Annotated in this window: 21 protein-coding genes and 1 pseudogene; 6 read left to right on the top strand and 16 right to left on the bottom strand. The window is 63.5% G+C overall.

What is annotated here, in order from left to right; genetic code table 11:
* Positions 1-9: 9 nt before the first annotated feature.
* From ACVOMF_RS05925 to ACVOMF_RS05900, 6 genes are all read right to left on the bottom strand, one after another.
* Positions 10-207, bottom strand: coding sequence for a DUF1656 domain-containing protein (locus ACVOMF_RS05925; RefSeq protein WP_282270361.1), 198 nt, complete (start codon positions 205-207; stop codon positions 10-12).
* Positions 197-2,341 (bottom strand): FUSC family protein, encoded by a 2,145-nt coding sequence (locus ACVOMF_RS05920; protein WP_481508438.1) that lies wholly within the window; start codon positions 2,339-2,341, stop codon positions 197-199. Before ACVOMF_RS05920 ends, ACVOMF_RS05925 begins: the two co-directional genes overlap by 11 nt.
* Before the next feature lie 7 nt (positions 2,342-2,348).
* A complete protein-coding gene (locus tag ACVOMF_RS05915) occupies positions 2,349-2,843 on the bottom strand; it encodes a MarR family winged helix-turn-helix transcriptional regulator (RefSeq protein ID WP_481508437.1) in 495 nt (164 codons plus the stop codon).
* 90 nt (positions 2,844-2,933) lie between these two features.
* Complete coding sequence (cfa, locus tag ACVOMF_RS05910) at positions 2,934-4,049, bottom strand: cyclopropane fatty acyl phospholipid synthase (RefSeq protein ID WP_481508436.1); 1,116 nt, start codon at positions 4,047-4,049, stop codon at positions 2,934-2,936.
* A 17-nt stretch (positions 4,050-4,066) separates the two neighbouring features.
* On the bottom strand, positions 4,067-4,894 hold the full coding sequence (locus ACVOMF_RS05905; protein ID WP_481508435.1) for a DUF3298 and DUF4163 domain-containing protein: 828 nt from the start codon (positions 4,892-4,894) through the stop codon (positions 4,067-4,069).
* Between the two features lie 60 nt (positions 4,895-4,954).
* The gene (locus tag ACVOMF_RS05900; RefSeq protein ID WP_481508434.1) at positions 4,955-5,248 is read right to left on the bottom strand and encodes a GNAT family N-acetyltransferase; all 294 of its coding nucleotides are present in this window, start codon (positions 5,246-5,248) and stop codon (positions 4,955-4,957) included.
* Positions 5,249-5,447: 199 nt separating this feature from the next.
* Here ACVOMF_RS05900 and ACVOMF_RS05895 point away from each other — a divergent pair, with 199 nt between their 5' ends.
* A complete protein-coding gene (locus ACVOMF_RS05895) occupies positions 5,448-5,612 on the top strand; it encodes a hypothetical protein (RefSeq protein ID WP_481508433.1) in 165 nt (54 codons plus the stop codon).
* A gap of 132 nt (positions 5,613-5,744) precedes the next feature.
* On the opposite strand, the gene ACVOMF_RS05890 is transcribed toward ACVOMF_RS05895, so the two are convergent.
* Both ACVOMF_RS05890 and ACVOMF_RS05885 read right to left on the bottom strand, forming a co-directional pair.
* Positions 5,745-6,365, bottom strand: coding sequence for a rhomboid family intramembrane serine protease (locus tag ACVOMF_RS05890; RefSeq protein WP_282270348.1), 621 nt, complete (start codon positions 6,363-6,365; stop codon positions 5,745-5,747).
* 2 nt (positions 6,366-6,367) lie between these two features.
* Positions 6,368-7,942: a POT-type proton-dependent oligopeptide transporter gene (locus ACVOMF_RS05885; protein ID WP_481508432.1), complete on the bottom strand. Its 1,575-nt coding sequence runs from the start codon at positions 7,940-7,942 to the stop codon at positions 6,368-6,370.
* A 178-nt stretch (positions 7,943-8,120) separates the two neighbouring features.
* Here ACVOMF_RS05885 and ACVOMF_RS05880 point away from each other — a divergent pair, with 178 nt between their 5' ends.
* Entirely contained in the window at positions 8,121-8,930 is an 810-nt protein-coding gene (locus ACVOMF_RS05880) for an endonuclease/exonuclease/phosphatase family protein (RefSeq protein ID WP_481508431.1), read from the top strand.
* A gap of 123 nt (positions 8,931-9,053) precedes the next feature.
* Here the strand turns inward: ACVOMF_RS05880 and ACVOMF_RS05875 are convergent, their stop codons facing one another.
* Complete coding sequence (locus ACVOMF_RS05875; RefSeq protein ID WP_481508430.1) at positions 9,054-9,665, bottom strand: superoxide dismutase; 612 nt, start codon at positions 9,663-9,665, stop codon at positions 9,054-9,056.
* Positions 9,666-9,944: 279 nt separating this feature from the next.
* Between ACVOMF_RS05875 and ACVOMF_RS05870 the strand changes: the two genes are divergently transcribed.
* Both ACVOMF_RS05870 and ACVOMF_RS05865 read left to right on the top strand, forming a co-directional pair.
* Positions 9,945-10,418, top strand: coding sequence for a guanyl-specific ribonuclease (locus ACVOMF_RS05870; protein WP_481508429.1), 474 nt, complete (start codon positions 9,945-9,947; stop codon positions 10,416-10,418).
* On the top strand, positions 10,415-10,861 hold the full coding sequence (locus tag ACVOMF_RS05865) for a barstar family protein (RefSeq protein ID WP_481508428.1): 447 nt from the start codon (positions 10,415-10,417) through the stop codon (positions 10,859-10,861). Before ACVOMF_RS05870 ends, ACVOMF_RS05865 begins: the two co-directional genes overlap by 4 nt.
* 3 nt (positions 10,862-10,864) lie before the next feature.
* Here ACVOMF_RS05865 and ACVOMF_RS05860 read toward each other — a convergent pair whose 3' ends face one another.
* The 4 genes from ACVOMF_RS05860 to ACVOMF_RS05845 form a co-directional block, all read right to left on the bottom strand.
* On the bottom strand, positions 10,865-11,392 hold the full coding sequence (locus ACVOMF_RS05860) for an SRPBCC family protein (RefSeq protein WP_481508427.1): 528 nt from the start codon (positions 11,390-11,392) through the stop codon (positions 10,865-10,867).
* 427 nt (positions 11,393-11,819) lie between these two features.
* Positions 11,820-12,248: a VOC family protein gene (locus ACVOMF_RS05855; RefSeq protein WP_481508426.1), complete on the bottom strand. Its 429-nt coding sequence runs from the start codon at positions 12,246-12,248 to the stop codon at positions 11,820-11,822.
* 85 nt (positions 12,249-12,333) lie between these two features.
* Positions 12,334-14,223, bottom strand: coding sequence for an ATP-binding cassette domain-containing protein (locus tag ACVOMF_RS05850; RefSeq protein WP_481508425.1), 1,890 nt, complete (start codon positions 14,221-14,223; stop codon positions 12,334-12,336).
* A 35-nt stretch (positions 14,224-14,258) separates the two neighbouring features.
* Positions 14,259-15,164, bottom strand: coding sequence for a LysR family transcriptional regulator (locus ACVOMF_RS05845; protein ID WP_481508424.1), 906 nt, complete (start codon positions 15,162-15,164; stop codon positions 14,259-14,261).
* A gap of 127 nt (positions 15,165-15,291) precedes the next feature.
* Here ACVOMF_RS05845 and ACVOMF_RS05840 point away from each other — a divergent pair, with 127 nt between their 5' ends.
* Positions 15,292-16,320 carry a YeiH family protein gene (locus tag ACVOMF_RS05840; RefSeq protein ID WP_481508423.1) on the top strand — a complete coding sequence of 343 codons (1,029 nt, stop codon included), beginning with the start codon at positions 15,292-15,294 and terminating at the stop codon, positions 16,318-16,320.
* Between the two features lie 226 nt (positions 16,321-16,546).
* Here the strand turns inward: ACVOMF_RS05840 and lysS are convergent, their stop codons facing one another.
* Complete coding sequence (lysS, locus tag ACVOMF_RS05835; RefSeq protein ID WP_481508422.1) at positions 16,547-18,067, bottom strand: lysine--tRNA ligase; 1,521 nt, start codon at positions 18,065-18,067, stop codon at positions 16,547-16,549.
* Positions 18,068-18,167: 100 nt separating this feature from the next.
* Positions 18,168-19,293 (bottom strand): peptide chain release factor 2 gene (gene prfB, locus ACVOMF_RS05830; protein ID WP_296252185.1). Its coding sequence is split into 2 segments (ribosomal slippage): positions 18,168-19,217 and positions 19,219-19,293, totalling 1,125 coding nucleotides; the frame shifts between segments, so codons are not numbered across the junction.
* Between the two features lie 173 nt (positions 19,294-19,466).
* Between prfB and ACVOMF_RS05825 the strand changes: the two genes are divergently transcribed.
* Entirely contained in the window at positions 19,467-22,091 is a 2,625-nt protein-coding gene (locus ACVOMF_RS05825; RefSeq protein WP_481508421.1) for a hypothetical protein, read from the top strand.
* On the opposite strand, the pseudogene ACVOMF_RS05820 reads toward ACVOMF_RS05825, so the two are convergent.
* Positions 22,090-22,240, bottom strand: a pseudogene (locus tag ACVOMF_RS05820) (MutS-related protein); the annotation flags it as partial. The gene ACVOMF_RS05825 and the pseudogene ACVOMF_RS05820 overlap by 2 nt on opposite strands.

Here is a 22,240-nt window from a genome sequence, read left to right as displayed (position 1 = left end):
GGGGAATTCTCAGAACAGCAGCAGGCCGAAGCCACCAAACAGACAGATGAAGACCGCGGTGCGGAACAAGGCCGGGTGCCAGACGTTGCGGTACCAACCGCGACGGCCAGCCAGCGTGTCCAGCGCCCACAGCGCGATGCAGACCAGTACGAACAACAGCAGCAGGCCGGGAAACAGGGTTCCCGCGAATGCAATCTCAATGGGCATGGTGAGGTGCCTCCGGCTTGGAATCAGTGGGTGCGATGTAGGCGGCCATGACCGAGCTGTCATCCACCATCGCCAATCGCACCAGCCGCAGGTGCAGCAGCACCCGTGCTGCGACACCACCGTCAGCCGCCTGTGCACGCGCCAGCGCGATGGCCTCGGTCAGCACGGTGTCGGCACGCTGCCATGCCGTTGCATTCGGCAGGGCGAAGAAATCGGTCAAGGCCCGCACCACCGAATCCACGCACTGGTGCAGTTGCGTCGATGCCGGTTCACGCGCCACGTCCTGGCGCAGGTGGATCAGTGCGCGGCCGGTTTCGTTGACCGCCAAGGCCCAGGCGAGCTGCTGGCGGGACTCCTCGCTGCCCGCCGCCGTGTGGGTGACGATCTGGTGCAGCAGGTCGCTGTTGATGCTTTCGAAACGGTGCTGGAGCCCACGCAACGGCGCCTGCGCCGCCAAGCCCACCTGTGCGCGCAAGCCAGCCATCTGTCGCCGCCGCAACCATGCCGTGCCCACCAGCGGTGGCATCAACGCGAAGCTCAGTACCGCCGCACCCATCGCCATCATCTGTGAGGTGCCTTCGTTGAAGAAGCGCACCGGGTCGAAGGCGTGCACGCTGGTGATGGCCAGGACATTGACCAGGCCCATCGTATAGCCCAGCCCGAACACCGACAGCTTGGGGCGGCTGACCAGATAGGGGCCGACCACGAAGAACGGCAGCAACCCCGCAACCAGCAGGACGAAACCTTCCATCCGGGTCAGCACCATGTAGTCACAGACATAGGCTGCGAACACACCAAGCAGATAGCCCCAGGCGACTTTGCCGGTCATCCGCGCCGCATTTGGCATGGTGGCGAACAAGCCGGAGAAGATGGTTGCCAGCAACATAACGTTGACCGCCATCGCCCAGCCGCTGGCGGCCCACAGCGCGCCCAACAGCAGCATGGTGATGGCAGTGCGGGTGAACGCCACCGCGGCACCGAGGTAGTCATTGCCGCGGATGAACTGCGCACGTGCATCGTCTTCGGTCGGTGCGACCTGCAGCGTCAGCTGCCGGCGTGCATGCACGTAGTGTTCAAGCTCCTTGACGAAGCGCCGCAACAACTGCGCCCCCACATCGAAGTCCTCGATCTGGGTGACGCCGCCCAGGGCAGCGCGCAGCTGGCCTGAGCGCGCAGCAAGGCCTTTGCGTACGGCGTGGATCTGCTCTGCCAATTGCGCCGGCGATTGTTCACTGGCCTGCAGGGCAGCACCCAGTGGCAGGTACAAGGCCTGCAGCGCCTGGCCCGCAGCCGGGTCGGGCTGGCGCAGCAAGCGGTTGATCAGATGGTGCAGGGACTGGAACGTGGTCGACGCCGCCATGAAGCGCTGGTTGAAGCGCTGCAGGTGCGCGCTGCGCGCACGCGCTTCTCCGTCTTCGAAGATCACCGAGCTGCGCAGGTCCTCCAGCGTCACCGCATCGCGCACCACGCGCAGATGTGCCTGCTCCATGCGCTCGCGTGGCACCTCACCAAGCAGGGCACCACGCATGAAACCAAGGAAACTCTCGTACTGGTTGTTCACCGCCGTGCGCAAGGTGTCACGCAGGCGCACCGGGAAAATGGTATCGCTGATCACCGCGGTCACCAGCAGGCCCAACAGCACCTCGCTGATGCGCGCCACCGCCGAATCGAAGATCTGCCCGGGATGGGTGGAGATCACCGGCAAGGCAATGATGGCCGCGGTGTAACCGGCAAGCACGAAGGCATAGGACTTGAAGTTGCGATGCAGGGTAGCGCCGGCCACACAGCCAGCGATCCACAGCGCCATCAGCAGCAGGAAGGGTTCGCGTTGCTGTGGAAACAACGCCACGATCAGCAGCGCGGCCGCCGCACCAGCAAAGGTGCCGAGCACCCGGTAGAAGGCCTTGGCCAGCACCATGCCGCTCTGCCGGTGCATGACGATGACCGTGGTCATCATCGCCGTACCCGGCTGTGGCAGTTGCAGGCGCATGGCCAACCAACCGGTCAGGAAGAAGGCCACGGTCGTGCGCAGTACGAACAGCCAGGTGTCAGCCTCGCCCTTGAGGAAGCCGCGCATGCCGGCATGCCAGGGCGTCGTCGCCGACGCGCTTACCGATGATGGGATGGCAGACATGGCGTACTCAGATGGCCTCGATGCCATCAAGCATCTTTTTCAGCAGCCGTTCGAGCTGGTGCTGCTCACTCTCGTCCAGGCCCTGTACCTGCAGGACCAGCAGTTCGGCCATCTCCGGCAGCAGGCTCTGGATGCAGGCCAGGCCTTTGTCGGTCAGGTGCAGACCCAGTTTGCGCCGGTCATTGGTGTCCGGAATCCGCTCCAGCAGGCCCTTGTTGCAGAGCTGGTCGGTGAGCCGGGTGATGTTGGCGGACTTTTCGGTGGCGGCCTCGGCCAGTTCCGACGGGTTCAGCGGTCGGTCCGGCGTGCCGTACAGCATCATCAGGATGTTGTATTCGGCGTGACTGAGGTCGAAATCACGCAACACCGCGTTGGCGCGGTCATGGACGGTCTTGTAGATACCCTTGACCAGGCGCACCAGCACCGCCGGCTCACGTGGAAAGCCCGGCCAGCGAGCGCAGGTGGCATCAATCCGGGTCTCGGTCGCGTCGAAGCTGCTCATGGGCTATCCGGCTCATTCTGGGATGAGGCAGATAATACACATATGTAATATAAAGTTTTAAATCAATTTTGCGATGGCAGCGTTCCACATTCAGCGTGGCGCCAGATAACCCTCACGAACCCCCCGCGGCGACAACAGCAGCTGCCACAGCTGCGAGTGGCGGGTACGGAAGGTCGCCATCGACGCAGCCAGGTAGAAACGCCACATGCGCCGGAAGCGCTCGTCGTAGCGCGCGTCCAACTGCGCCCAGGCCGCTTCGACGTTGTCGCGCCAGGCCTGCAGCGTGCGGTCATAGTCGGTGCCGAAGTTATGCCAGTCCTCCAGCACGAACAGCCCTTCCATCGCATGGGTGATCTGCGCGGCCGATGGCAGCATGGAGTTGGGGAAGATGTACTTGGCGATCCACGGGTCGGTACGGTCGCGACTGACGTTGGTGCCGATGCTGTGCAGCAGGAACAGGCCCTGCTCGCCCAGGCAGCGCCGGGCGACCTCGAAGTAGCTGCGGTAGTTCTTGACCCCGACGTGCTCGAACATGCCCACCGAGAACACGGCGTCGAAGTGCTCGTCCAGCTCGCGGTAGTCCTGCAGGCGTATATCGATCGGCAGGCCGGCACACAGCTCACGGGCAAACACGGCCTGCTCCTGCGAGATGGTCACGCCCACCCCCTGCACGCCATAGCGCTCGGCTGCGAACTTGAGCGCCTCGCCCCAGCCACAACCAATATCCAGCACGCGCATGCCCGGCTGCAGGCCGAGCTTGCGACAGATCAGTTCGAGCTTGGCTTCCTGCGCGTCGTCCAGAGTGCTGGCATTGCGCCAGTATCCACAGCTGTAGACCAGCCGCTTGCCAAGCATGGCCCGGTACAGGTCGTTGCCCAGGTCGTAGTGCCGCTTGCCGACCTCGTAGCTGCCCTGCCCGCTCTGCAGGTTGAACAGCTTGGCTTTGAGCGCATCCCAGACTTCGCCGCTGCCGTGCACGCGCTCATCCAGTCGCGCATCCAGCAGATGGGTGAGCAGGCCATCCAGCGAATGCGCCTGCCACCATCCTTCCATGTAACTCTCGCCCAGACCGAGCGAGCCATCGGCCAGCACCCGCGCATAAAAGCGCGGGTCGAGGATGTCCAGGTCCTGCGGCCTATCACCACCAGGGGTGATATCGGCCTCCTGCAGCAGTGCTTCGACACGTCGTTGCAGCCCTGCATCCATCACTGACCTCCTGTGTTTCAGGGGTGCGCGAACAGCCCCTGGTAAGCCGCCGCCACATGCGGCAACAGCACCGCCGCCGGCACATCCACGGTCTGCGTGCCATCCGAGTACGGCCCCACCTGGTAGGGCGGGAACACGAAACGCAGTGCCGATATCTTGCCAGCCGCGTCCAGCACCGGCTGGAACTGACCGAAGTTGGTGGCGTCGGCGGTGGTGCCTTCGTCGATCATCTTGGACAGGTTGCGGACCTGGGCCTGCTGCTCTTCCGGCGACATATCCTCGCCCTGGGCGCGCACGGTGGCCTGCTCGAGCAGTTTGTCCTCGGTGAAGTCACTGATCGCCTGCCACCCCTTTGCCGTGGTGATCAGGTCTTCTGCCTTGAGCAACTGTTGCTGCTCGGGCAGCCATACGAAACGGGCTACCAGTGGCTGGCCGTGCGCGCCACCGGTGTAGCTGCTGCCGTCGGCGGAAACCGCTACAACCGCCGGCGATTCCACCAGCATGTCGAAGGCCAGTGACAATTCGTACGGAGCGGTGGGCTTGTCGTTGCCGAGCTCGGCAACCGACTTCAACAGATCGGCCTTGGCGTGGCCGGCATAATCGCTCAGCGCATTGGCCAGCCCCGGGTACTTGGCGGCTGCCGGCGGGTAGCTGATACCTATGACGTAGCTTGGGGTATTTTCAATCACATCGCGCAGATCAGCTGCCGCAGGAGCGACCGCAACCGGTGCCTGCACCGGTTCCGCGGCCGGTGCGGCCGGCGCACCTTGCCCATCCTGCTTGCAACCAGCCAATGCCAACAGCAGTACCGCTGCGGCAGACGATCCCCGTACCAACCTGTTCATGCCCTTTTATCCCTTGGAGGTGTGTGCGGCTGCCCGGTCGGGCTTGGCCATGCCCGCGAATTATCCCAGCAGGTCTGCATATTCGCCATGTCGTTGCATGAAAGCTGCGGCATAAGCGCAGGCCGGTATCACCTTCCAACCGGCGGCACGTGCATGCTCCAGCGCGAAACGGGTCAATGCTGCGGCAATGCCGCGACCGCCGATGGCTTCGGGCACCCCGGTATGGGTGATTACCATGACGCCGTCGTCCAGCTCGTAATCCAGTACCGCGCGCTGGCCATCGACCAGGGTCTGGAACCTGCTTGCGGCAGCGTCATGTTCGATGTCTGGGACTGGTGGTTTGCTCAAGGTCATGACTACTCCTGCGGAACGCGGTGGTTTTGGTGAACGCGACGTGATGACGCGTGCTGGCGGTCGGAAGCGCCACTTTGCGTCACTTTCCGACATCCGCGCCAGCAGCGCCACCGCCACCAAAGCATGGACTGCGTCTCAAAAGCTGGCACGGGATTTGCTGCATATACCCGCAAACAACAGCTGACAGCCGAGGTGTCCCGTGTTCGACAACGACCGCACGATGCAGATCCCGTCCAACGACCATGACTCCACCTTGCTGGAGGGCCTGTTCCAGCTAGCCGTCGCCGGCGACACCAGCGGCTGGGAATTCAAGAAGATCGACAGCGAAGTCTATTCGCGTCTGCTCGACAGCTACGCCGCCTGAGCAAGCCACCGGCGTTCACGCGTGCGGCGCGCCTAGGGCGCAGCTGCCATGAACGAAACGGGGCCGCGACGACACGATGCGCGCGGCCCCTGCCAAGAGGGGCGATACAGCCCCCAGTTCCCTCTCCGCTGATCAGAAGCGGAAAGTAGGATTCATCAGACTCTGCAGGAAGTGCTGCAGCAGCTCCGGCTCCATGATCAGCATGAACATCACACCGAACGCGGCACCGGCCAGGTGCGCGCTGTGATTGACGTTGTCCCCGCCCTTCTTGTCCATCCAGATGCTGTAGCCGACGTAGAACGCGGCATACAGAATGGCCGGCGCCGGGATGAACATCACCAGGATCAGCTTCCACGGCGCGATCAGGATGTAGGCAAACAGCACAGCCGACACCGCCCCTGAAGCACCCAGACTCAGATAGTTCGGATTCTTCTGGTTCTTCAAGTAGGTCGGCAGGATCGATACCACCAGCGCCGAGAGGTAGAACAGCGGATAGACCCACCACTGCCCGGTGGTACCAAGCATGATGACCTCGATCGAGCGGCCGAAGAAGTACAGGGTCACCATGTTGAACAACAGGTGCCCGAAGTCAGCATGGATGAACCCGTAGGTCACCAGCCGGTCGTACTGCTTGTGCTTGTCGATCGCCGGCGGCCATAGGATCAGCCGATCAGCCAGCTTGCGGTTGTTGAACGCCATCCACGACACCAGCGCGGTGATGGCGATCAGGATCAGGGTTATCGGTCCTTGCATGTTCAAACCGCCCGGTAGTTGTCGACGACTTTATACCGCCGCGCATACCAGCCGAAAGCCAATGCCGCCAACAGCGCAAACCCAGCGAAGAAGAACATCTGGAATGCCGTGACGCTCAAGCCGGTGGTGGCGATGCTGCCATTCACCGCATCGTTGCGCACCGCGAAATTGGCCAGCAGCACCCACAGGTTGCCGATGGTGGTGGTCAGGTTCCAGAAGCTCATCACCACGCCTTTCATCGACTGTGGCGCCTGGCTGTAGGCGAACTCAAGACCAGTGGCCGAAACCAGCACCTCGCCCAGGGTGAGCAGCGCATACGGCAGCACCTGCCAGACGATGGACATCGGTTCGCCGCCGTCCATGACTACCTGGATGCCGCCAATCGCGATCCAGGCCAGGCCGCTGAACGCGATACCCGCGGTCATCCGCCGCAATGCGGTCGGCTCCCACCCCATCCTCGCGAGCATCGGGTACAGCACAAGGTTGTTGAAGGGGATAAGGATCATCACCAGCGCCGGGTTCAAGGCCTGCATCTGCCCTGCCTGGAACCACGCCGGCTTGGTCATCTCCGCACCCTGGATGACCCAGGTGGACGCTTTCTGGTCGAACAACGAATGGAACGGTGTGACCAGGGCAAAGATCACCAGCACCCGCAGCACGCTGCGCACACCGTCGACGGCTGCGTCAGGGTGGACGCCACGGGCGCGATCCAGCTGCAACCATGCACCGCCGCCAATGAAGGCGATCACTACCACCAGCGCGATGCAGGCGGCGATCACGAAGCCCAGCACCGGGGTCATGGCCAGCGAGACCACCGCAGCCACCAGGCCCAGCCCGGCCAGCAGCAGGCCCGGCCGGCCCTTGCCTGCCTTGTGCGCGAACAGCGCGGTGCGGATGACTTTGCTGAAGGAGTGCGGGTCATCGGCCATGTCCGGCTTGATCAGCACGTACTTCTTGCGGCCCAGCCAGAACACGAACGTGGCAATGAACATCAGCAGGCCGGGAATACCGAACGCCACCGACGGGCCGTAGCTGGCCAACAACAGCGGCATCGTGAGCGATGCGAACAACGAGCCGAAGTTGATGATCCAGTAGAAGGCATCGAAAACCTTCTTGGCCAGATGCTTGTTGCTCTGGTCGAACTGGTCACCGACAAAGGAAGCGACCAACGGCTTGATGCCACCAGCGCCAAAGGCGATGAGGCCAAGGCCGGCGAAGAAGCCCATGCGGTTGTCTTCAAACACCGCCAGGAAGGCATGCCCCAGGCAGTAGACCAGACTGAAACACAGAATGGTGTTGTACTTGCCGAAGAAGCGATCGGCGACCCAGCCGCCCAGCAGCGGGAAGAAATACACACCGATCATGAAGGTGTGCATCAGATCCTTGGCCGCCAATGCCCGCTCACCCGAATCGAGGATGTGCTGCAGCAGGGTCGAGGTGATCAGGAACTGCACCAGGATGTTGCGCATCCCGTAGAAGCTGAACCGCTCGCAACCCTCGTTGCCGATGATGTAGGGAATCTGGCGGGGCATCCGCCCCTTGGGCGCGGGTGAAGCTGCTACGTGGCTGGTCGTCATCTGCGGGCGATCCGAAAATACAAAGGTTGCAAGCGTAACGCATCAGGCCGCCCGCCAGACCGGTTCGGACCAGCAAAACAACTACCGCCCATACCGGCAAAACCTTTGCTCACACGCCTGCACGCCCCTTCGACGCAGTTAGCATTAGGATGACAATCCCTCATTTCGAGGCGTTGCAATGCTGCGCTGGGGTTGTTTTGGACTGTTGGTCCTGTCATTTGGCGTCTTGGCCGAGCCGGTGTTGCCGGTCATCAAGGTAGCCAACCTGCGTCTCCCCGACAGTGGTGAGATCTGGAGCAGCCAGCGCGAGCGGATCGCCGCGCTGATGCAGGATCTGCGACCGGACGTGATCGTGGTACAGGACGTACGCCAACTGGCCAACACCCCCAACCCCGCCTGCTGGCTGGGTACCCGCCTCAAATACAGCTGCGACTTCATCAGTCCCGACCGCCCCAGCCAACCGGTGCGGCGTGGCAATGCGGTGCTGACCCGCCTGCAGGCACAGCGGGACGGCATCACCCTTCTGCACGGTGACGACGCCCCCACCGCAGCCGGCATGCAGCGCCTGCAGTTGCAGCAGGCGCAGCTGAACATCTACGCCGCCAGCATGTGCCCCAGCGACAACAGCTCGGTCGCGCGCGGCCACCAGGCTGCTGACCTGCGCTCATGGATGGACGCCACCGCTGATGGCCTGCCGTCGCTGATCATCGGTGACTTTGCCGCGCCCACCGAGGAATTGGTGCGACAGCTGCCGGGCTATCAGCCAGCGCGCAGGAACCCCTCCACCCGTCACGGCGAAGCCCGCCTGTCTGCCGACACCCAGCATGGTATGGACGTGCTGTACCAGGTCCGTAGCTTTGCCGATATCACCCAGCAGGCAATCCAGCTACCGGCCAGCGATGCGCAGCCAGCAACCGAGCCACTGGGAATGATGGCGACGCTGCGGATTACCCGGATTCCCGCCAGCGTTGATGCTGAGCAGCCCTGAGGCGGCCGGTCGCTGTGGGAACGGCACGCTGCGGCCGAACACCCCCGAAACAACAAAGGCCGGGCAATGCCCGGCCTCTGCGGCAACGGCGACCACTGGGGCCACCGCTTCATGTCACTGCACTCAGGCAATGGCTTCCTGGTAGCGACGCTCGACTTCCTTCCAGTTGATCAGGCTGTAGAAGGTTTCGATGAACTCGGCGCGACGGTTCTGGAACTTCAGGTAGTAGGCGTGCTCCCACACGTCGATGGTCAGCACCGGGGTGCGGCCTTCCATCAGCGGGCTTTCCTGGTTGGAGCTCTTCTCCACCAACAGCTTCTTGTCGGCGGTGACGCTCAGCCATGCCCAGCCGGAACCGAACTGGGTCAGCGCGGCCTTGGTGAAGGCTTCCTTGAACTTGTCGAAGCCACCCAGCTGCTCGTCGATGGCCTTGGCCAGCGCGCCGCCCGGGGTGCCACCGGCGTTCGGGGCGATCACGTCCCAGAACAGCGAATGGTTGCCATGGCCGCCGCCCTGGTTGCGCACGCCCTGCTGCAGGTTCTCCGGCAGGGTCTTGACCTTGCGCAGCAGCTCATCGATCGGCAGGTCGGCGTATTCGGTGCCTTCGACCAGTGCATTGAGGTTGTTGACGTAGGTCTGGTGGTGCTTGGAGTAGTGGATCTCGACCGTGGCCGCATCCATGTACGGTTCCAGCGCGTCGTAAGCGTAAGGCAGCTTGGGCAGGGTATAGGCCATCACAAATCTCCTTGGGTATATGCCTGGGGTCTGTGCCCGGAGAACCCGGGCGATGCAGATACAGCAGTGAATGGTAGGCAGGAACGTCCAACTTACCAAGACCGATGTAAAGGAAACTTTGTCCCGCAATCGGAATCGACGCGATTTCAGGGCTGTGCGTCGTCATTGTTATCGGCCTGTGAACCAAGCTGCAGGCATCACGCATGAATCGCCCGTTCAACAAAATCCAGCTGACGGCGTGATAATCATTCTCCTTTCTTCGATTGATCGCCTGCCCTGATGCGCAAGCCCTACCTTCTCGTCATAGCCGTAGTCCTGCTGGTTGCCGGCCTGTGGGGTATGCGCGTTGCGCAGCAACCACCGCCACCGCAGTTCGCACCCTCATTGGGTGCGGACCTTGGCGCCGGAAGCGATCCGCAAACCGCGACAGAAGCGCAATCCCGCGCGGCGACAGCACGCGATCCGCTACCGGCCTTCCTGCCGCCCGAGGCACGCGAGACCATCGCCCTGATCCAGCGCGGCGGGCCCTACCCGCATCGCCAGGACGGCAGCACCTTCGGCAACCGCGAGCGCCAGCTGCCGCAGCGCCCGCGCGGCTATTACCGCGAATACACCGTGGATACACCCGGGCTGAGCCATCGTGGCGCCAAGCGCATCGTCACCGGCGGCGATCCGCCGGAGGCCTGGTATTACACCGACGACCATTACGAGAGCTTCCGCAGCTTCGAAGTCCCCGCCAGGAGTACGCCATGAGTGACAGCGGTTTCGATATGGGCCTGGAAGATGTCAGCCAGGCCGGCGTCTACGGTGTCGGCGATGGCGACCTTGGTGGTTTGGCGGCGGTCGCACGCGATGCAGGGCTGCGCGTGTGCAGAATCGACCTGGAAGGTTGCGCCGACAAGCGCACCTTGCTGATGCGACTCGGTACCCAGCTCGACTTCCCCGCCGGTTGGAGCCGCAACTGGGATGCGCTGTCCGATGGCCTGCGTGACCTGTCCTGGCTGCCAGCCAATGGCTATGCCTTGCTGTTCAGCGATGCCAACGACCTGCGCCAGGGCAGCCCGGCGGATTTCGATACCTTGCTGGATGTGCTATCCGAAGCCTCGGCCAGTTGGGCCGAGGACAAGGTGGCGTTCTGGGCCTTTCTGGAGCTGCCGGGTGGCGGCGAGGAGGCAGCTGGCGACGAAGAGGAGTGATCCTCAGCGGGCGGCCTGCAGCCAGCGCGCCAGGCCGTCCAGCTGTTGCGCCTGGACCTTGTCCACCACCGGTGCCAGAACACGGAGATCATCAGGGCTGTAGCCACCAGCGCGGTAGCGCCATGTCACCCTGGTAGCTGCGCCTTCTGCCTGCAGCGTCCACTCGGCAACGCCATGCAGGCCCATGCCCTGCATCGGCCCAAGCGCGCCGGTCATGCGCAGGGTTTTCTCCGGATCGACGAACACCACCTGCAGGTGCTGCGCCTGTTGCGCGTCTGCAATCTCACAGAAGCAGCCACCGGCGCGGGCATCGATGGACAGCCTTGCGGCCTTGCCCCACCAGCTATGGTCTTTTGGCCACCAATGGTCGATATCGGCTGTCATCGCCTGCCAGACGCGCGCGGGTGATGCAGCAATCAGGACACTATTCTCGACGGTGAAGCCTGCAGGCGTGGCGTCTTTGACTTCGGCGTACGCGGGCAAGGCGAAGGCTGTTGCGAGCAGCAGGAGCGTAGTGAGTCTGCGGGGCATGGCTGCTGCTCTTGTTGAATGGCATGAGCATGAGCGGTGCATGCTTGCGCAGCAAGTGCTGGGTTCATGGCGAAGAGCCCCCTCCCCTGGACCTTCGCGCCACAAGGGAGGTAGCGTAGTGCCGAGCCATGCTCGGCAGGGGCCTTCCCAGCAACCCATCAACGCTACAGCTGCAAGCCCAATAAACCAAAATCAAAAGCTCAAAGCACCCCTCCTCAACCCTCCCCTGCACCTGCGGTGCAAGGGAGGGAGCGAAGCGCAGAGCCCTCCCTTCGGCCGAGCACCTGAGCCCTCCCTTTCGCGCAGCGAAGGGGAGGGTTGGGAGGGGTGCTTTTGATCTTCGCCAAATACGCGACGGCACGGGTACAGCGAAAAGCCCCGTCCCCATCCTCCCCTGCGCCTTCGGCGCAAGGGAGGGAGCAGAGCGTCAGCCCAAGTCCGCCGAAACCGGCCCCTTCAACTCGATGGTGTTGCCATCAGGGTCCTTGAAGTAAAGCGACAGCCCATCCCCTTCAGCGCCGAAATTGACTTCGGCTGCTGCCAACGGCGTTGCGCCATGCAGGGACAGATGCGCAACCAATCCCGCCTCATCGAAAGGCTCAATGCGCAGGCACAGATGATCAACATTGCGCGCTTCCGCTCCCGGTCCGGCACCGCCGCGCGCACCCAACGCGCCATCCAGACTGACCAGATCGATCATCGACGCGCCAGCACGCAGATGCACCAAGCCAAGATGGTCGCGTCGTCGCACCACCTCGCAGCCGAGCACGGTTGAATAGAACGCAATGCTGCGCTCCAGGTCGCGGACCCGGAACACCACATGATCGATACGCTCAACCTCAAACGGTCTTCTCATCATCACCTCGCAGCATCCAAGGACACATCCTGCCGTCCTCGGCGAGGACGGCAGGTGAAGCAAGGCGCAGACCGTCAGAACCGGTTCAGGCGTCCAGTTCCTGCCAACGTGCGTAGGCGGCATCCAGCTCGGCCTGCACCTTGGTCAGCTGCTGCGTGTGTGCAGTGACTTCGTCGCTGCTGCGGGTGTAGAACGAGGGATCGTTCATTGCCGAGGTCAGGCCTTCCACGTCCAGTTCCAGCTTCTCGATCTTCGCCGGCAGCTGCTCCAGTTCGCGCGCGTCCTTGAAGCTCAGCTTGCGCTTGGGCGCGGCATCAGCAACCGGCGCGGCAGGTGCAGCAACAGGCGCCGCCGTCGCCGACGCCTTGGCCACCGCCATCGCAGTCTGGGTCGGTGCCGGGCGCTGGCGCAGCGAGTCGCTGTAGCCACCGATGTAATCACCCACCTTGCCTTCGCCTTCCAGCACCAGCGTTGAGGTCACCACGTTGTCGAGGAAGTCGCGGTCATGGCTTACCAGCAGCAAGGTGCCGGTGTAGTCAGCCAGCAGCTCTTCCAGCAGCTCCAGGGTTTCCACGTCCAGGTCGTTGGTCGGTTCGTCCATCACCAGCAGGTTGGACGGCTGCGCGAACAACTTGGCCAGCAGCAGGCGGTTGCGCTCACCGCCTGACAGGCGGGTGATCGGCGCGCGTGCGCGTTCCGGGGTGAACAGGAAGTCCTGAAGATAGGCATGCACGTGCTTGCGCTTGCCGTTGAGGTCGATGAAGTCCGCGCCTTCGGCCACGTTCTCGATCGCGCTCCAGTCCTCGCGCAAGGTGGCGCGGTACTGGTCGAAATAGGCGATCTGCAGGTTGGTGCCCTGGCGCACTTCGCCGCTGTCCGGCTGCAGTTCGCCCAGCAGCAGCTTCAGCAAGGTGGTCTTGCCGCTGCCGTTGGGGCCGATCAGGCCGATACGGTCACCGCGCAGGATGGTGGTTTCGAAGTCCTTGACCATCACCCGCTCGCCGAACGAGAAGGAGATGTTCTTGATGTCGATGACCTTCTTGCCAGAGTTCTCGGCACCGGCCGCTTCCAGCTTGACGTTGCCACCGAGCTCGCGGCGCTGGCTGCGCTCGTTGCGCATCGCCTTGAGCCGGCGCACACGGCCTTCGTCGCGGGTACGGCGAGCCTTGATGCCCTGCCGAATCCAGACTTCTTCCTGCGCCAGCAGCTTGTCGAAGCGGGCGTTTTCCTGCGCCTGCGCGTTGAGGCGCTCTTCGCGGCGACGCTCGTAGTTGTCCCAGTCGCCCGGCCAACTGGTCACCTGGCCACGGTCGATTTCGACGATGCGGGTAGCCAGGGCGCGCAGGAAGCGGCGGTCATGGGTGACGAACACCACGCAGCCGTTCCAGCCCTTGAGGAAGGTTTCCAGCCAATCGATGGCTTCGATGTCCAGGTGGTTGGTCGGCTCGTCGAGCAGCAGCACGTCCGGGCCAGCGACCAATGCACGCGCCAGCAGCACGCGGCGCTTCATGCCACCGGACAGACGGCCGAACTCGGCATCGCCATCCAGGTCGAGCTTGGTCAGGGTTTCCCCGACGCGCTGGTCCAGGCCCCAGCCATCGGCGGCATCGATCTTGGCCTGCACATTGCCCATGGCCTCGCCATCGAAGACCTCGGCGTGGCTCAGGCGGTGGAACTCGGCCAGCCAATGGCCGAGCTCGCCAAGACCATCGGCGACCACGTCGAACACGCTGCCGGCAGCGCCATGCGGTACTTCCTGCTCGAGCCGGGTGACGCGCACGCCCTGCTGCACGCGCACCTCGCCGTCATCGGGCTTGAGCTCGCCAGCCATCAGCTTCATGAGAGTGGATTTGCCGGCGCCGTTGCGGCCGATCAGGGCGATACGCTCGCCAGTCTCGATCGACAGTTCGGCTTTTTCCAGCAACAACGGGCCGCCGACGCTGTAGTCGACGTTCTGCAAGGTAATCAAAGGCATGGGCGTATTGTACGGGCTCCGGCGGCCGACCGCGCTCAATCGTCGCTAAACACATCCGCCGGCAGGCCCAGCAGCTGGCGCAGGCTGGCCGGAATGCGCTTGCCGGGATGCCGCACAACCCACAACTGACGCTGCAGTGGCGGCAAGGGCGTCGCCAGCACCTGCAGCTTGCCCAGCGTCACCAGGTCGGCCACCGCATGCCGCGACAGGCAGGCCAGGCCCAGCCCGGCCACCGCACCCTGCTTGATCGCCTCGGTGCCGCCCAGTTGCAGCACCTCGGCAAACCCATGCAGATGCGGCAACAAGGCCTGCTCGGCGGCCTCACGAGTGCCTGAACCCGGTTCGCGCAGCAGCCAGCGCGCCTGTCGCAGCATTGCCAGGTCGGCTCCGTTCCTGAACTGCGGGGCAAGCGGATGTCGTTCGCCGAACACCACCACCAGCTCGTCCTGCTGCCAGTGCGCCACTTCCAGGCCCGGTTCGTGGCTTGGTCCTTCGATCAAGCCGACATCCACTTCCAACCGCTGCACGGCGGTAGTGACCTCGCGGGTGTTGCCGATCACCAGTTCGACATGGGCGTGTGGATTGGAGGCCTGCAGGTCGGCGATACGCGTCGGCATCAGGTAGTTGCCGATGGTGGTGCTGGCGCCGACCTGCCAACGCACGGCGGCGCCAGTCTGACTGTCGGCACGGAACCGCCGCTCGATATCGGTCATCCCTGCAAGCAGGGCCCGCGCCTGTGGCAGCAGTGCCCGTCCGTGTCCATTGAGTACCAGTCGGCGGCCAATCCGGTCAAACAAGGCCAACCCGAGCAGGTTCTCCAGTTCGACCAGCGCAGCACTGACAGCCGATTGCGACAAGCCCAACAACTCGCCCGCTGCCGTCGTGGTACCGGCCTCGGCAATGCCGGAGAAGATCTGCAGCTGACGCAGGGAGAGATGCATAACCTATCTCTAAAATCGGTTGATTCAACCAATATTATCCGTTTTACAGGTAGTAACCGTAGGCGCAGCATGGGCTATCTTCTAATAACCCAACGTTATGAACACCTCGACCCAAGGGCTGACCTCGATGCCCCTCTCCCGCCTCCCCGGCCTGCTGCTGACGGCCGCCGTCGCCGGCCTGTCGATCTGGCTGGGCACCCTGCCATGGATGCAGAACCACGGCATCAGCGCGCTGACCCTGGCCATCGTCATCGGCATCGTGCTGGGCAACACGGTTTATCGCAGCCTGGCCACGCGCGCCGACGCTGGCGTTGGTTTCTCCAAGGCCACCCTGCTGCGCGCCGGCATCATTCTCTATGGCCTGCGCCTGACCCTGCAGGACATCGGCCAGGTTGGCATTGCCGGCGTGGCAATCGATGCGCTGGTGTTGTGCTCGACCTTCGGCCTAGCCTGGTGGCTGGGCACCAAGCTGCTGGGCATGGACCGCAATTCGGCCTTGCTGATCGGCGCCGGCAGTTCGATCTGTGGCGCCGCCGCGGTGATGGCGGCAGAACCGGTGATCAAGGGCCGCGCCGAACAGGTTGCCGTCGCCGTGGCCACGGTGGTGGTGTTCGGCACGATCGCGATGTTCCTGTACCCGCTGCTGTACCAGTGGGGCGTGTCGGCGGGCTGGATGCCATTGGATGAAACCGCATTCGGCGTATTTACCGGCTCTACCGTGCATGAAGTTGCGCAGGTGGTGGCTGCTGGCCGTGCGGTCAGTGAGCCTGCCGCCGATGCCGCAGTCATCACCAAGATGGTGCGGGTGATGATGCTGGCACCGTTCCTGGTTGGCCTGTCTGCATTGCTGGCCAGCGGCCAGAACAACGCCAATGGCGAGCGTTCAAAGATCACCATTCCCTGGTTTGCGTTTGGCTTCATCGCGATGGTTGGTTTCAACTCGTTGCAGCTGTTGCCTGCTGAAGTGGTCAAGGTGCTGGTCGACCTGGACACCGTGCTGCTGGCCATGGCGATGGCTGCGTTGGGCCTGACCACGCATGCTTCGGCACTGCGTCAGGCCGGTGCCAAGCCGATGCTGTTGGCTCTGCTGCTGTTCGTCTGGTTGTTGGCTGGCGGGATGCTGATCAATCTGGGGGTGCGGGCTGTGCTGGGCTGAAGTGTTATCGGGAAGGACCCTGCCGAGCATGGCTCGGCACTACAGGATTGGGGCGGCGACGGCTTTAGCCCCTCTCCCGTTCACGGGAGAGGGGCTGGGGTGAGGGCAGTTTTTCGCTGGTAAAGCACCTGCCGAGCATGGCTCGGCACTACATTTCGCAAACAAAAAGGCCTTCCCGGTCAGGGGAAGGCCTTTGTTCTTGCGGCTGCAGCCGGGTCGCCCTGAATCAGGCTTCCGGGCGCATGTACGGGAACAGCAGCACGTCGCGGATCGAGGCGCGGCCGGTCAGCATCATCACCAGACGGTCGATGCCGATGCCCAGGCCACCGGTCGGTGCCATGCCGTATTCCAGCGCACGGATGTAGTCGGCGTCGTAGTGCATGGCTTCGTCGTCACCACCGTCCTTGGCTTCGACCTGGGCCTGGAAACGTGCAGCCTGGTCTTCCGGGTCGTTCAACTCGGAGAAGCCATTGGCCAGTTCCTTGCCGTTGACGAACAGCTCGAAGCGGTCGGTGTAACCGGCGTCGTTATCGCTGGCGCGGGCCAGCGGCGAGACCTCGACCGGGTGGTCGGTGATGAAGGTCGGCTGGATCAAGGTGTGCTCGACTGTTGCCTCGAAGATCTCCAGCAGCAGCTTGCCCCAGCCGTAGCTCGGCTTGACGCGGATCTTCAGGCGTTCGCAATGGCGCAGCAGCGCATCACGATCGGTGCAGTCGGCAGCCGAGATCTCCGGGTTGTGGTGACGCACGGCTTCGTCCATGCGCCAGCGACGGAACGCCGGGGCCAGGTCGATCTGCGCGCCATCCCACTCCACAACCGTGGTGCCGAGCACGCTCTGCGCGACATCGCGGATCACCCCTTCGGTCAGGTCCATCACTTCGTTGTACGTGGCATAGGCCTCGTACAGCTCCATCATCGTGAATTCCGGGTTGTGGCGGGTGCTGACGCCCTCGTTGCGGAAGTTGCGGTTGATTTCGTAGACGCGCTCAAGGCCGCCAACCACCAGACGCTTCAGGTACAGCTCCGGCGCAACGCGCAGGTAGAGGTCCAGGTCCAGCGCATTGTGGTGGGTGGTGAACGGCTTGGCCGTGGCGCCGCCCGGGATGTAATGCATCATCGGCGTTTCGACTTCGAGGAAGTCGCGGTTGTCCAGCCATGCACGCATCGCGCGGATGATCTTGGAGCGCTTGATGAACACGTCACGCGATTCCGGGGTTACGATCAGGTCGACGTAACGCTGGCGATAGCGCTGCTCGACGTCGGCCAGACCATGCCACTTGTCCGGCAGCGGACGCAGCGACTTGGTCAACAGACGGATGCTGGTCGCCTTGACCGACAGCTCGCCGGTCTTGGTACGGGTCAGGCCGCCCTCGACGGCGATGATGTCGCCCACGTCCCAGCCCTTGAACGCGGCATAGATGTCGCCCAGCGCGGTAGCCTGCAGGAACAGCTGGATGCGGCCGCTCTCGTCCTGGATCTGGGCGAAGCTGGCCTTGCCCATGATGCGCTTGGCCATCAAGCGGCCAGCCATCTTCACCGTGCGGCCAGTGGCTTCCAGCGCTTCGCTGGTCCAGGTCTCTGCATCGGCGTACTCAGCCTGCAACGTGCCGGCGAAGTCTTCGCGGCGGAAGTCGTTCGGGTAAGCGATGCCCTGCCCGCGCAGCGCCGTGAGTTTCGCGCGGCGCTCGGCGATGAGGCTGTTCTCGTCGACGGGGAGCTGCTGCGTTTCAGGGGTCTGTTCGGTCATGGCTTTGATTTCTATTTGGGGGAGTTAACCAAGGTGCGGCCACCGCATGGTGAAACCGCACCGTACAACAAGGGAATGGCCCGCACAGGGCCATTCCGGATCACGCGTCGCTGCGTTTGGCGCCGGCTTCCAGGCCCGACTTGAGGCTGGCCTCGATGAATTCATCCAGGTCGCCGTCCAGCACCTTCTGCGTATCGGTGCGTTCAACGCCGGTGCGCAGGTCCTTGATACGGCTCTGGTCGAGCACGTAGTTGCGGATCTGGCTGCCCCAGCCGATGTCCGACTTGGTGGCTTCCAGCGCATCACGCTCGGTGTTGCGCTTCTGCACTTCCAGTTCGTACAGCTTGGCGGCCAGCATCTTCATCGCGGTGTCGCGGTTCTGGTGCTGGCTGCGGCCGGTCTGGCAGGCAACCACGGTATTGGTCGGGATGTGGGTGATACGCACCGCCGACTCGGTCTTGTTGACGTGCTGACCACCGGCGCCGGAGGAACGGTACACGTCAGTGCGCAGGTCGGCCGGGTTGATGTCGATCTCGATGTTGTCATCGACTTCCGGCGACACGAATACCGAGGTGAAGCTGGTGTGGCGGCGGTTGTCCGAGTCGAACGGCGACTTGCGCACCAGGCGGTGCACGCCGATCTCGGTCTTCAGCCAGCCGTAGGCGAACTCGCCTTCGACGCGGAAGGTAGCCGACTTGATGCCGGCGACGTCGCCACCGGACACTTCCATCAGCTCGGTCTTCCAGCCGCGCGATTCGCACCAACGCAGGTACATGCGCAGCATCATTTCCGCCCAGTCCTGGGCTTCGGTACCACCGGCACCGGCCTGGATGTCGACGAACGCGTTGCAGCTGTCCATCTCGCCGGAGAACATGCGCTGGAATTCGAGCTTCTCGATGTGCGCCTGGAACTTGTCCAGGTCGGCCACCACGGCCAGCGCCGTGTCCTCGTCCTGTTCGCTTTCGGCAAGCTCAAGCAGTTCGGTGGCTTCGGACAGGCCGTCCAGTACATCGGCAATGCCGGTGACGGTCTTGTCCAGCATCGAGCGTTCACGGCCCAGGGTCTGGGCGTACTCGGGGTTGTTCCAGATGTCCGGGTTTTCGAGTTCGCGGGTTACTTCTTCGAGGCGTTCTTTCTTGACGTCGTAGTCAAAGATACCCCCTGAGCGATAGCACGCGATCGGTGAGATCGGTGATTCGCTGGCGGATGGGATTGAGTTCGATCATGGTCGGTCTAGTGAGGCAGACAAGCTGTCAATTCTAGCATCCAGGCGGCTCCTGAATTGGGCCTTTGGGTCGTGAAAACGTTCTCGCTGAATAGACACAACTTAACGTTAGAATCGCTCCCTGACCCGCGAAGACGGGAAAAGGAGACATTTCTGACCATGAAGGACCTAAGCTTGAACGCCAGACCCGCCCGCCTGTTTGCAGCCATCACCTTGACCTTGGCACTTGCTGCCTGCCAGAAGCTGGGCGGCCTCGCCCCCACCGGCGGCGACAAGGCCTCGAACCTGACCGTTGGGGAAACGGTCTCTGGTGAAATCACCTCGTCCAGCACCCTGAACTACAACGACGGCAGTCGTCACCAGGGCTACAAGATCACCATGAAGAACGGCGAAGCCGTCTCTCTGGAACTGGGTGGCTCGCTCAGCGGTCAGCTGGCGGTGTTCGACGGCCAGAACATGATCGCCAATGCCTCCTCCTCGGGCATGAGCGAAGGCGACTCATCCAGCTCCGTCAATCTGGCCTTCCGCGCCCCCAAGGACGGCACCTACCTGGTCGCAGTCAACAGCGCCAGCGCCGACGCGTTTGGTCCGTTCAAGCTCAAGAGCGCCAAGGTTGTGCCGTATGACGGCAAGCCGCTGGGCGCCGAAAGCGAAATCACCGACTGGCTGATGGGTGACAAGCAGGAATACAAGCTCAAGGTCGACAAGGCAGGGCTGTATGCCATCACCCTGGAGTCCAGCGCATTCGACTCCTACCTGCGTCTGAACGGCCGCAACGTCGAGCTGGAAGACGATGACAACGGCGGCAACCTCAACGCCCGCATCCGCACCTACCTGGAGCCGGGCGAGTACACCGTCGCTGCCTCTTCGGTGAATGGCAACACCGGCTCGTTCAAGCTCAACGTCAAGCTGACCCCTACCGAAAATGGCCTGGTTACCCGTGACGGTACTGCGCTGACCGTAGGCCAGGCCGCACAGTCGATGATGGATTCGCGTGGCCGCCGCACTTTCGTGCTGAACCTTGATGCGCCCAAACACATCCAGTTCGACGCTATCGCTGACGGCTTTGACTCGGTGTTGCACATCACTGGCCCCGGCGTTGACGAAGAGAACGACGATGGCGGCAACGGCACCAACGCCCAGCTGACCCTGAACCTGCGCGCCGGCCGTTACATCGTTGCGGTCACCAGCCTGGGTAGCCAGCAGGGCGTGTTCGAGCTGGAAACCACCGACCTGGGTGGCGGCGCCGTCGCCCCCCCAACCAACAGCAACCCCCAGGCTGCCGTTGTAGAGGCCGCAGCCGCCGCAGCCCCCGCCGCCGCCGCCGGCCAGCCCAAATCCCCCCCCCCCCAACCGCCAGTTGGTGTGATGGGCCCACGGCCGCGCAGTCTGCCCCCGCAGGCAGCGTGGCCGTTCTTTACCTCCCCCTGCTTCCCACCTAAAGGAGTTCAAGTGAAGCGACTTGCAGCCGGACTGCTGTCCCTTGCCATTGCCGCCGCCGTGCACGCCCCCGCGTATGCCGCCGGCCCGGCCCGCCCCCTCGCCATCGATGGCGATGTCAACGGCGAAATCACTTCTTCAAGCCCGGTCAACTACAGCGACGGCACCCGCAGCCAGCTGTTCTCGTTGCAGATGGGCGCCGGCCAGGCGGTTTCGCTGAAGCTGGAAGGTGCGCTCAATGGTGCGCTGGCCGTGTTCAATCGTGATGTACTGGTCTCGCGCACCGACGCCGGCAGCGAAGGCAGCACCACGCTGAGCATGCGCGCCGACAAGGCCGGTCAGTACCTGGTCGCCGTCAGCGGTGCCGATGCGCGCGCCTTCGGCCCGTTCCAGCTCTCGGCCGAACCCATCGTCGCCTATGACGGCAAGCCGCTTACCGCAGGCCGCCGGGTCACCGATTGGCTGCGCAACGGCGACAAGACCTTCGTCCTGCAGGTCGACAAGCCGGGCCTGTACACCATCGACCTGGAGTCCACAGAGTTCGACGCACGCCTGGAATTGAGCGGCAACGGCCTCAACCTGGAAGATGACGACGGCGGCAGCAACCTCAACGCGCGCCTGGTCGCACCTCTGCAGCCGGGCCGCTACACGCTGACCGCTGGCGGTCTGGGCGAAGCTTCCGGTGCGTTCTACCTGGGCGTCGAGCAGTCGGATTTCCCCGAAGGTCTGGTATTCAACGACGGCACCAACCTGCCGCTCGAAGGCACCGTCAGCGGCTTCATCGGTGCCGACGACACCCGCAGCTTCGTACTGAACCTACCGGAACGTCGCCGCGTACAGCTCGATGCCAGCGGCAAGGATCTGGACACCATGCTCACGCTGCAGGGCGGCGACATCACCCTCAGCGACGATGATGGCGGCGGCGGAGTCAATTCGCGCATCAGCCAGGTGCTGGACGCAGGCGAGTACAACGTCTCGGTGCGTTCGGTGAACAGCCGTGGCGGTGTGTTCCAGCTGGCTACCGGCACGGCAGCCGCGCCCGATGGCCCGATCCGCCCCGAACTGAAGATCGGTCGCGAAGTACAGGGCCAGCTGCGTGCTGGCAACCGCGACATGTACACGCTGGAGATCCCGCGCAAGGGCAAGTACGTGATCAGCATGACCGCGGGCTCGTCCAGCCTGGATGGCATGATCACGCTGATGCGCAACGGCGAAGAAGTCGCCCAGCAGGACGACAGCGACTCCAGCCTCGATCCGAACCTTGAGATCGACCTGGAAGCCGGCCGCTACATCGTGTTCGCGCACAGCTTCGATCCGAACGCCACCGGCAGCTACCGCCTGCTGGCACGTCGCAAGTAAGCGAGCGGCACCGAAAGGCCGATGCCAGATCACCGGCATCGGCCAGGGCAAGGCCGTCGTAGGTCGAGGTGCCGCGGCCGATCTCATCCATCAGTACCAGCGAGTGCTCGGTGGCGTGGTGCAGGATGTAGCTGGTCTCGGCCATTTCC

It is taken from the genome of Stenotrophomonas sp. STEN022 (genome assembly GCF_056760155.1).
The sequence above is the reverse complement of the archived record's forward strand: the minus strand, read 5'-3'. Positions and strand labels throughout refer to the sequence as shown.